Annotated in this window: 9 protein-coding genes; 1 reads left to right on the top strand and 8 read right to left on the bottom strand. The window is 54.9% G+C overall.

What is annotated here, in order from left to right:
- Positions 1-428 precede the first annotated feature (428 nt).
- On the top strand, positions 429-1,343 hold the full coding sequence (metA, locus tag ACTQ3V_RS02680) for a homoserine O-acetyltransferase MetA (RefSeq protein ID WP_441466140.1): 915 nt from the start codon (positions 429-431) through the stop codon (positions 1,341-1,343).
- A gap of 39 nt (positions 1,344-1,382) precedes the next feature.
- Here metA and ACTQ3V_RS02675 read toward each other — a convergent pair whose 3' ends face one another.
- From ACTQ3V_RS02675 to polA, 8 genes are all read right to left on the bottom strand, one after another.
- The gene (locus ACTQ3V_RS02675; RefSeq protein WP_441466139.1) at positions 1,383-2,021 is read right to left on the bottom strand and encodes a redox-sensing transcriptional repressor Rex; all 639 of its coding nucleotides are present in this window, start codon (positions 2,019-2,021) and stop codon (positions 1,383-1,385) included.
- A gap of 39 nt (positions 2,022-2,060) precedes the next feature.
- Entirely contained in the window at positions 2,061-3,218 is a 1,158-nt protein-coding gene (locus ACTQ3V_RS02670; protein ID WP_441466138.1) for an isocitrate/isopropylmalate family dehydrogenase, read from the bottom strand.
- 103 nt (positions 3,219-3,321) lie between these two features.
- Complete coding sequence (locus ACTQ3V_RS02665; RefSeq protein WP_441466137.1) at positions 3,322-5,244, bottom strand: aconitate hydratase; 1,923 nt, start codon at positions 5,242-5,244, stop codon at positions 3,322-3,324.
- Between the two features lie 214 nt (positions 5,245-5,458).
- On the bottom strand, positions 5,459-6,484 hold the full coding sequence (gene tsaD / locus ACTQ3V_RS02660) for a tRNA (adenosine(37)-N6)-threonylcarbamoyltransferase complex transferase subunit TsaD (protein WP_441466136.1): 1,026 nt from the start codon (positions 6,482-6,484) through the stop codon (positions 5,459-5,461).
- A gap of 4 nt (positions 6,485-6,488) precedes the next feature.
- Positions 6,489-6,740, bottom strand: a complete 252-nt coding sequence (locus tag ACTQ3V_RS02655) for a hypothetical protein (RefSeq protein ID WP_441466135.1) — start codon at positions 6,738-6,740, stop codon at positions 6,489-6,491.
- An 89-nt stretch (positions 6,741-6,829) separates the two neighbouring features.
- Positions 6,830-7,264 (bottom strand): ribosomal protein S18-alanine N-acetyltransferase, encoded by a 435-nt coding sequence (rimI, locus tag ACTQ3V_RS02650; RefSeq protein WP_441466134.1) that lies wholly within the window; start codon positions 7,262-7,264, stop codon positions 6,830-6,832.
- Positions 7,261-7,692 (bottom strand): low molecular weight protein arginine phosphatase, encoded by a 432-nt coding sequence (locus ACTQ3V_RS02645; protein WP_441466133.1) that lies wholly within the window; start codon positions 7,690-7,692, stop codon positions 7,261-7,263. The genes rimI and ACTQ3V_RS02645 overlap by 4 nt, the downstream gene beginning before the upstream one ends.
- A gap of 30 nt (positions 7,693-7,722) precedes the next feature.
- The gene (gene polA, locus ACTQ3V_RS02640; protein ID WP_441466132.1) at positions 7,723-10,356 is read right to left on the bottom strand and encodes a DNA polymerase I; all 2,634 of its coding nucleotides are present in this window, start codon (positions 10,354-10,356) and stop codon (positions 7,723-7,725) included.
- Positions 10,357-10,430: the final 74 nt, after the last annotated feature.

Genomic DNA, 10,430 nt, shown 5'->3' with positions numbered 1-10,430 from the left:
GTTTTTTAAAAACCAAGTCAAGCTTTCTCGTTGTTTAATTTACAAGGTACAATCTCGCTGAAACAGAGAGTTTTCAGAACTTTTTGAGGCTCTTTGTCATTCTCGGTGACATCTTATTTATTATATCAGGCTTAATTCGGTTTGTCAAGAACTTTTTTCATTTCTTTTCAAACTTTTTCGACCCCGCCGCCTCTCACCGAAGCAGCTTGATTAGTATATCAAACTCAGCTACATTTGTCAACAAGTTTTTCAACTTTTTTCTTTTCACTCAGTTTGACCGCCTCTATATGAGGCTTGTACAGTATACCGCTTTTTTTTACTTTTGTCAACTGTTTTTTACCGCATTTTTACTTTTGCGCTTGTAGTTCTTTTTGCTTTCTGCTATAATAAAGCATTATAATGTTATTTTACAAAAAGGAGGGGTCGGCTTGCCAATCAAAATAGCCGACAGTCTGCCTGCGCGTGCGGTACTGGAAAGCGAAAACATCTTTGTCATGACCGAGCATCGTGCTACCACGCAGGATATTCGACCGCTTCGCATCGCATTACTCAATTTGATGCCCTTAAAAATCATTACGGAAACACAGATTTTACGTTGCTTATCCAATACCCCCATTCAAATTGAGGTAGATTTAATTCAAACTAAGACCTATCACTCAAAAAATACGCCCGAGGATCATCTGCTCACTTTCTACAAAACTTTTGATGATATTCGCGATCAAAAATACGACGGTTTCATCATTACCGGTGCTCCGGTAGAGAATATGCCGTTTGAGGATGTGGAATATTGGAATGAGCTGGTCGAGATCATGGATTGGAGCAAGACCCATGTTCACTCTACCCTACATATCTGCTGGGGTGCGCAGGCCGGTTTGTATCACCATTATGGTATTCCCAAATATCCGCTTCCGAGCAAGATGTCCGGTATTTTTCGTCACCATATGCTTTTCCCCAAGGAACCGCTGCTGCGCGGCTTTGATGATATATTTTTCGCCCCTCATTCGCGCTATACCGAAGTGCGCACCGAGGATATTCTCCAAAATGATCGGCTGCGGTTGCTGGCTGAATCCAACGAAGCCGGTGTATATATCGTAGAAGCAATGAACGGCCGTCAGATCTTCGTGCTCGGCCACGGGGAATACGACTCTGATACGCTCAAGAACGAATATGAGCGAGACTTAGCCAAGGGTTTGAACCCTACTATTCCGGTTCACTACTTCCGCAACGACGATCCGGATGACGAAATTCTTGTCACTTGGAAAGCGCATGCGCATTTGTTCTATACTAACTGGGTTAACTACTACGTCTATCAGACCACGCCATATTTTCTTGATAAAATATGAATTCACAAAAAAGAAACGGCCCGCAGGCCGTTTCTTTTTTTATTCGTCTGTCGAACTGACCAGATGGCACAGCGTCATTAAGCTATCAGACAGATGGACGTTTTCCACCGGAACGCCCAGACCGCCCAGATGTAGATCCTCTCCTGTAAAATTCCACAGGCCGCGAATCCCCTGATCAACCAGTTCCCGCGCAATCTCAGGCGCTTTGCCCCGCGGAATTGTGAGAACCGCCACATCCGGCTTGTGTTTGGCCAGAAATTCCTGCATGGTATCGCTGCTGCGTACCTCATAACCGCCGAACCTCTTCCCTGTCAGTTCCGGATTCGCGTCAAATGCACACAGCAGTTGGAATCCACTTGCCCCGAAATCAAAGTTGTTGAGCAGCGCGCGGCCCAAGTTGCCCGCACCCAGCAAAATTGCCGTACGTCCAGCACGCAAGCCAAGAATGGTGCCCAATTCCTCCATCAGCTTGTCAATATTATAACCGTAGCCCTGTTGACCGAAGCCTCCAAAGCAGTTAAAATCCTGCCGGATCTGCGACGCTGTCAACCCCATGCGCTCAGCCAGCGCACGCGAAGAGATGCGCTGCACGCCTTCAGCCTTCAGTTCACAGATATTCCGGTAATAGCGTGGCAGCCGCTGAATGACCGCTTTGGAAACCTCTTGCTTACGTTCCACAGGCTCTCTCCTTCTTTCTTCATTGGGATGGTACAGTGCTTACAGTTGCGCGATAGTATCCAGCATGTAATCCGTAAATTCCTGCGCAGTCGCACCGGTATCACGACCGGTAACAACCACTTTTTTTTCCTCAAACATGCAGATATCCAATGCACGGTCGAGTTTTTTCGCCAACTCGATTTCGCCGATGTGCTCAAGCAGCATCACCGATGCGCGCAGCACGGACGACGGATCGGCGTATTTTGCACGGCCTTCCTGCACCATACGCGGCGCAGAGCCGTGAATCGCCTCGAACATCGCATAACGCTTACCAATATTAGCCGAGCCGGCGGTGCCCACGCCGCCCTGAATCTCTGCCGCCTCGTCGGTGATGATATCGCCGTACAGGTTGGGCAGCACCACAACCTTGAAGTCACGGCGACGCTTGTCGTCGAGCAGCTTTGCGGTCATGATGTCAATGTACCAGTCATCAAATTCGACTTCCGGATATTCCTTCGCCACCTTCTGGCAGGTGTCAAGGAACTTACCATCGGTCGTCTTGATGATATTCGCCTTGGTCACACAGGAGACGCGATTCTTGCCGGTCTTGCGTGCATAGTCAAACGCCAGACGCGCAATGCGCTCGCAGCCCTGTGAGGTGGCGACAGTAAAGTCGATGAACAAATCATCATCAATCTGCATGCCCTGCGAGCCGACAGCATAGCCGCCCTCGGTATTCTCGCGATAGAATGTCCAGTCGATGCCAAGCTCGGGAACCTTGACCGGGCGCACATTGGCAAACAGGTCAAGCGCCTTGCGCATCGCCACATTTGCGGACTCGACGTTCGGCCACGGGTCGCCCTTACGCGGCGTTGTGGTCGGCCCCTTTAAGATAACGTGGCACTGCTTGAGCTCTTCCATCACGTCGGGCGGAATGGCGCAGCCAAGCTCCGCGCGGCGCTCAATGGTCAGGCCGTCGATGACGCGAAACTCCACCTTGCCTGCCTTGACCTTGTCGGCCAGCAGCGTCTCAAGCGCGTGCTGCGCCATGCCGGTAATCATCGGGCCGATGCCGTCGCCGCCGCACACACCGATGATGAGCTTATCAAGCCCCGAATAATCAATAAAGTCGTCCTGCGCCTTCATATCTGCAATGCGCTTGCGCTGGCTCTCGACGACCGCTTCAAACTTCTCCAAAATGGACTGGTCGATAGACATGGAAATGTCCTCCTATTGAATTGATATTATTTTAACAAAAATTCTATGTCCTGTCAAGAAAGCAGGTCAGAGAGAGCCGTGCGGCCCCCTCTGACACAAGCATTTACTTTACATTCTGGCGGGCATAATTGAGCGTGCCGCCCGCAAGCAGCGCGCCGCGCTGGCGGTCGGACACATCGCAGTCCGCCTTGAAGGTTTTTCCGCCGCAGACAATAGTGACCTGCTGGCCATTTTTCACTTCTTCCAGCACATTCGGCAGCGAAATCTCGTCCAACAGGCTGATTTCGTCATAATCTGCCGGGTTTACAAAGGTCAACGGCAGAATGCCGGAGTTGACCAGATTGGCCTTGTGGATGCGCGCAAACGACTTGCACAGCACCGCTTTAACGCCCAGATACAGCGGAACAAGCGCCGCGTGCTCACGCGAAGAGCCCTGACCGTAGTTTGCGCCGCCGACAATGATACCGCCGCCCTGCTCCTTGCAGCGCGCCGGGAACTCCGGGTCGACGTTGATAAAGCAATAGTTAGAATAATACGGCACATTTGAGCGGTACGGCAGCAGTTTTGCGCCCGCAGGCAGGATGTGATCGGTCGTGATATTGTCCTCGGTCTTAAGTACCACCTTGCCCGTGTAGCTCGCCTCCAGCGCTTTACCCAGCGGGAAGGGCTTGATATTGGGGCCGCGCACGACCTCCACCTCGTCCGGATTTTCGGCGGGCTTGACAATCAGATTGTCGTTGATCGTAAAGTGCTCGGGCATCTGGATTTCCGGCATCTCGCCCAATGTGCGCGGGTCGGTCAGTACGCCCGCCAGCGCGCTTGCCGCCGCAACTTCGGGGGACACCAGATAAATCTGCGCGTCCTGCGTGCCCGAACGGCCTTCAAAGTTACGGTTGAACGTACGCAGGCTGACACCCGCGGACTCGGGGCTTTGTCCCATGCCGATGCACGGGCCGCAGGCACACTCGAGAATACGTGCGCCCGCAGAAATGATGTCCGCCAACGCGCCATTCTGCGCCAGCATGTCGAACACCTGCTTAGAGCCCGGGCTGATGGTCAGCGAAACATCCGGATGCACGGTCTTTCCCTTCAAAATGGCCGCGACCTTCATCATATCGTAGTAAGAAGAGTTGGTGCACGAACCGATGCAGCATTGGTTGATTTTGATTGCCCCGATTTCAGACACCGGCTTTACGTTGTCCGGCATGTGCGGCATCGCAGCCAGCGGCTCGAGCGCGGACAAATCGACGGTATACTCCTCGTCGTAAACCGCATCCGGGTCGGAGGACAATTCCACCCATACGTCACCGCGGCCTTGCGCCTCGAGGAACTTTTTCGTCTCCTCGTCGGACGGGAAAATCGAGGTTGTCGCGCCAAGTTCTGCGCCCATGTTGGTGATGGTCGCGCGCTCAGGTACGGACAAGGTCTTGACACCCTCGCCTGCGTACTCGACAATCTTGCCGACACCGCCCTTGACGGTCATCTGGCGCAGCACGTCCAGAATGACGTCCTTGGCCGACACCCACGGGGACAGCTTGCCCGTCAAATTGACGCGCACCATCTTGGGCATCGGGATGTAGTAGGCGCCGCCGCCCATTGCGACCGCAACGTCCAAACCGCCCGCGCCAAACGCCAGCATACCGATGCCGCCGCCGGTGGGGGTGTGGCTGTCCGAGCCGATCAGCGTCTTGCCCGGTGCACCGAAACGCTCCAGATGTACCTGATGGCAAATGCCATTGCCCGCCTTGGAATAATAAATGCCATGTTTTTTTGCAACCGAGCCGATATATTTGTGGTCGTCCGCGTTTTCAAAGCCGGATTGCAGGGTATTATGGTCAATATAAGCGACCGACCGCTCGGTCTTGACCTGATCAACGCCCATTGCTTCGAATTGCAGATAGGCCATCGTACCGGTCGCATCCTGCGTCAGCGTTTGGTCGATCTTCAGGCCGATTTCCTGCCCCTGCACCATCTCGCCGTCCACCAGATGCGCCTTGAGTATCTTTTGCGCAATTGTCATACCCATTTGTGTTTTTCCTTCGCTCCTTTATGTCCCACACGCAGCGCTTTTTTGCGCACGCCGCGCCCCACCGCTGCACGGTAGGTGGTTGCGGCTTCCACAGCCTTCTCCACGGCGCGCAAAACGCACCGTGCCCTAAAACAAAACAGAAGTGGCCTTTGCAGTGCAAAAACCACTTCTATTTTACAGCATTCCCACTCTTTTGAAAAGACCTTTTCGCCTATCGCTTTTCACAAATATTCTCACCGATCTCCGCGGTGGCGAAAGCATTTTGCAGGGTTGTACCTGTGTTCCCTGCAAGATACTCAAAATACGCCTGACTGCCAATCATCGCGGCATTATCCCCGCAGAGACGCAGCGGCGGCAGGTAGAGCTGCGTATGCGTGCGTTTTGCCATGTCGCTGAGCGCCGCACGCAGGAAGGAATTTGCCGCCACACCGCCCGCGCACACCACGCGCCGTGCGTGCGTTTGCTGCACCGCCTGCTCAAGCCGCGGCACAAGCGTGCGCACAACCGCCGCGCAGAACGAGGCCGCCAAATCGTTTTTGTCGATCTCCTCGCCCTTCTGCTCGGCGTTATGCGCCAGATTGATGACTGCCGTCTTGAGTCCCGAGAAGGAAAAGTCGAGCGGCGCGTCCTTGATATGCGAATCCGGCAGCTTGTAGCGTGTCGGGTCGCCCTCCTGCGCGAGTTTGTCAATTTTCGGGCCGCCCGGATAGCCTACACCGAGCACGCGCGCAACCTTGTCGAACGCCTCGCCCGCCGCGTCATCCCGCGTACCGCCAAGGATTTCAAAATCCGTATAATCGCGCACCATCACAATTTCGCTGTGTCCACCCGACGCGATAAGCGTCAGAAATGGCGGTTTGAGTTCGGGATACGCCAGATAGGTCGCTGCAATATGTCCGCGAATGTGATGCACCGGAATAAATGGCTTACGCATCGCATATGCCAACGCCTTACCGAAGTTCGCGCCCACCAGCAGCGCGCCGATCAGCCCCGGCGCACAGGTCGCCGCCACCGCGTCTACCTCGTGCTTGTTCATATTTGCATCCGCCAGCGCCTGCTCGGTCACGCGCACGACCGCCTCCATATGCCGGCGTGAGGCAATCTCCGGCACCACGCCACCGTACAGCGCATGCGTTTCAATCTGCGTGTCTACCACGCTGGAAAGGATATTCCGTCCATCCTCGATGACGGCCGCCGCCGTCTCATCGCAGGAGGACTCTATCGCCAAGATTCTCATTGCTTCACCTATCATTCTTATATTTCAGCACATGGCGCGCCAAATCCGCATCCTTTTTATGTACATATACCCTGTATTCCTGCGGATATTGCGCGCGAATACCCATAACATCCTGCCGCTGCAGCATGCGTTTGGTATTGTCATACACAGCGGTTTGGAATGCGATCTCCGCATGACTGAGCGCTTGCTGCGCTTCAAAAAACGCTTGCTGCTCATTGACAGCCAGCACCAGTTCACGATTGAATACCGTAATCATGCCTCTACCTCCTACCTTGTTTGAACGATAAAAGCTCTTTTTCAAAGCTCCGGTGTTCCCCGCATCGACAAACCGGATTTCCATATGTGTTACTCCTTGAGAAACCGTGTCATCAGCACCGCGTCCTCGCTCGGCGCAGAATAAAAATTTTTGCGCACGCCAACGCGGCCAAAGCCTGCGCCTTCGTACAAGGCAAGGGCAGACGCATTGGATGCGCGCACCTCGAGTGTAACAAAGGACAGCTCTTTTGCGCGGGCGCACGAGACCAACTCCGCAATCAGCGCACGCCCGACCCCTTGCCTGCGACAGTCCGGCGACACCGCCACATTGGTGATGTACCCCTCGTCAAGTACAGTCTGGCATCCGATATAGCCAACCGCCTGCCCATCCTGCTCTGCTACCAAAAAAATGCCCTTATCCAGTTCCTCGCGCAGCATGGCTTCACTCCACGGCGCGTGAAAGCAGGCTTTTTCAATTTCCGCCAATGCCGCCAGATGGCGCTCCGCCATCGGCACGACCGTCATGCGTCCAGCCTCCCGATGATGCTGCGCACACCCTCGTCAATTTGTGCTGCCGCGCGGCGGTAGGTCTCCAGATCGCCGCCGAACGGATCGGAAACATCGGTCGGCAGCAGCGTAAACACCTTATCTGCGCAGTCAGGGAATCGTTCGCACAACTGATCGTAGTGCGCGCCCGTCATACAAACCAGATAGCGCGCGTTTTTTGCGATTTCAGGCGTTATCATGCGCGAACGGTGCGTAGAAATATCCGCGCCTAACTCTTTTGCCGCCGTAATTGCATTTTCTGACGCAGGCATACCGTCCTGCGTGAACAATCCGGCAGATGCAGCCCTAAGTCCGGTCTGTTCCTCTCCGCCGTGCGCACGGAACAAGCCTTCCGCCATCGGAGAACGGCAGGTGTTGCCCGTGCAGATAAAAATGATATTGTCCATAGTTTTGCCCCCATTCAGGTTCAAACAAAGTTATTTTGTGTCATACCAGCTGTGCCCTGCCTTGGCCTCCGCCACCAGCGGTGCATCCATCGGGAACGCTGCCTCCATCTCCTCGCGCAGCAGTCGCATCGCGGTTTCCCGCTCGGACTTGGGCGCCTCGAGAATCAACTCGTCATGCACCTGTAAAATCAGGCGGCTTTCCAGACCTTCGCGCAGCAGGCGGTCGCGCACGCGTACCATCGCAATTTTGATGATATCCGCCGCCGTACCCTGAATGGGTGTGTTCATCGCCACGCGCTCACCGAACGAGCGAATATTGAAGTTGCGGCTTTTCAGCTCGGGCAGCGCGCGGCGGCGGCCGAATAGCGTTGTTACATATCCATTTTCTCTGGCACTTTCCTTGATTTCCTCCATATACTTTGCAACGCCCGGATAGGTGGCAAGATAGGTGCGGATAAACTCACCTGCCTCTTTGCGCGTCACGCCGATGTCCTGCGCCAGCGAAAAATCCGAAATGCCATACACAATACCGAAATTGACCGCCTTACACGAAGAACGCATCTGCGGGGTGACCTCCTCGAGCGGCACATGGTACACCTTGGCGGCCGTCGCGGCATGAATGTCCTGTCCCGAACGGAACGCATCGATCATATGCGCATCCTGCGAGATATGCGCCAGCACACGCAGCTCAATCTGCGAATAGTCCGCGTCGATCAGCACATGGTTGTCATCCGGCGCAACGAACATGCGGCGCAGCTCACGCCCGAGCTCGGTACGCACAGGAATATTTTGCAAATTCGGGTCAGTCGAGGATAGGCGACCAGTCGCGGTAACGGTCTGCTGAAAATGCGTGTGAATACGGCCGTCCTTGGGGCTGATAACCTTGAGAAGCCCCTCGACATAGGTGCTCTTGAGTTTGCTCAGCTGTCGGTACTCCAGAATGCGCGGCACGATTGGATGATCCTCCGCGATACGCTCAAGCACCTCCACATTGGTGGAGTAGCCGGTTTTGGTCTTTTTCGGCGCGGGCAGATGCAATTTTTCAAACAGCACCTCTCCCAGCTGTTTGGGGCTGTTGATATTGAATTCGCCGTCCGCATCATGATAGATTTGTGCGACCAATTCACGAATACGCGCGTCCAGCTTATCCCCGAAGGCGCGCAGCGCGTCCGGCTCGACCGCGCAGCCGAGCACTTCCATCTCCGCCAGCACGCGCATCAGCGGCAATTCGATTTCGTAATATAACTTGCGCATGCCAAGCTGCTCGATCTTCTCAGCCGTCTCGGTGTAAATTGCGCGAATCGCCGCCGCGTGCTGCGCGCAAGCCGCGGCAGTCTGCTCCTGATCACCGAGCGGCGACACCGCCGCGGGGTCATCTAAATCCAGAGCGGGCAGCTCGGTGTTGCAATACGCCATCGCCACACGCGTCAGATCGTATCCCGACTGGGTCGGGTCCAGCAGATATGCCGCGATACAGGTGTCAAACCGGATGCCGTCGGGTGCGATGCCTCGCGTGAGCAGGGCCGCCGCAATCGGCTTGGCGTCATGCAGCGTAAGCTCAATCGAGCCATCGAACAGGCGGCGCAGCACATCATCCCACTCTGTGTCGGAAAAATCCTCTGCAAACAGAGCGGATGCCGTTTCTCCATCCAGTAGGCAGGCAGCGCGCAGGGTTTCGGACAGAACGGCAACCACGCGGTCGGACGCGGTCAGCGCATCGAGTAATGCAAACGCTTCTGCCGCCTGCGTCACGCGCTGCACCTGCACCTCCGGCAGCCGCGGCGCAGCCTGCTCACTGCTTAAATTGAGCCGCTTGATAAAATTCTTAAATTCCAGCCGGGTCAGCAGGTCATACAGCGCCTGTTCGTCCGGCTTGGCCTCAGGCAGGTTTTCCACATCGAGTTCGAGCGGCGCGTTGCGGTCAATCGTCGCCAGCCAATAGCTGTCCTTGGCGGACTGCTCGCCTGCCTCCAGCTTGGTGCGCGCACCCTTTTTGATACGCGGGTCGTCCAGATGCTGATACACACCCTCCAGCGAGCCGAAGTCATGCAGCAGCTGCATTGCGGTCTTTTCCCCGATGCCCGGCACCCCCGGGATATTATCCGAGGAGTCGCCCATCAATGCCTTGAGGTCAATCAGGAAAATCGGGTCAAACCCATATTTTTCATGAAACTTCTCGGTATCATAGCTGTCGTAAGTGGTCTGGCCCATCTTGGTCGTCACCAGTCGCACAGTCGTACTGCCGCCGACCAGCTGTAAACTGTCGCGGTCACCTGTAACGATGACACACTGGTCTCCATGCTCGTCCGCGCGGCGGCTGATCGTGCCAATCAGATCATCCGCCTCATAGCCGGACAGCTCGCAGCGCGTCAGGCCCATTGCGTCCAGCACCTCTTTGACCACAGGCAGCTGTGCTGCCAACTCATCCGGCATACCCTTGCGCGTTGCCTTATAGGAGTCAAACTTCAGATGGCGGAAGGTTTTTTCCCGCATGTCAAAGCAAACGACCGTGCGGTCGGGCTTTTCATCGTCCTGTAATTTGAAAAGCGTGGCAAGAAAGCCATAAACCGCGTTGGTCGGCAGGCCCTCGTGGTTGGAAAGCTGCCGCACACCGTAAAACGCGCGGTTTAAAATACTGTTGCCGTCAATGACCATGATTTTCATTCAAACAATCCTCATTTTTCTGCAAATTTCTGCTTGAATTTATTATATCCTATAACTGCGCATATTTCCAGACA

This window comes from Candidatus Agathobaculum pullicola, from assembly GCF_052117205.1.
Lineage (GTDB): Bacteria > Bacillota > Clostridia > Oscillospirales > Butyricicoccaceae > Agathobaculum > Agathobaculum pullicola.
Note: the sequence above shows the minus strand (reverse complement) of the source record. Positions and strands in the feature narration are given on the sequence as shown.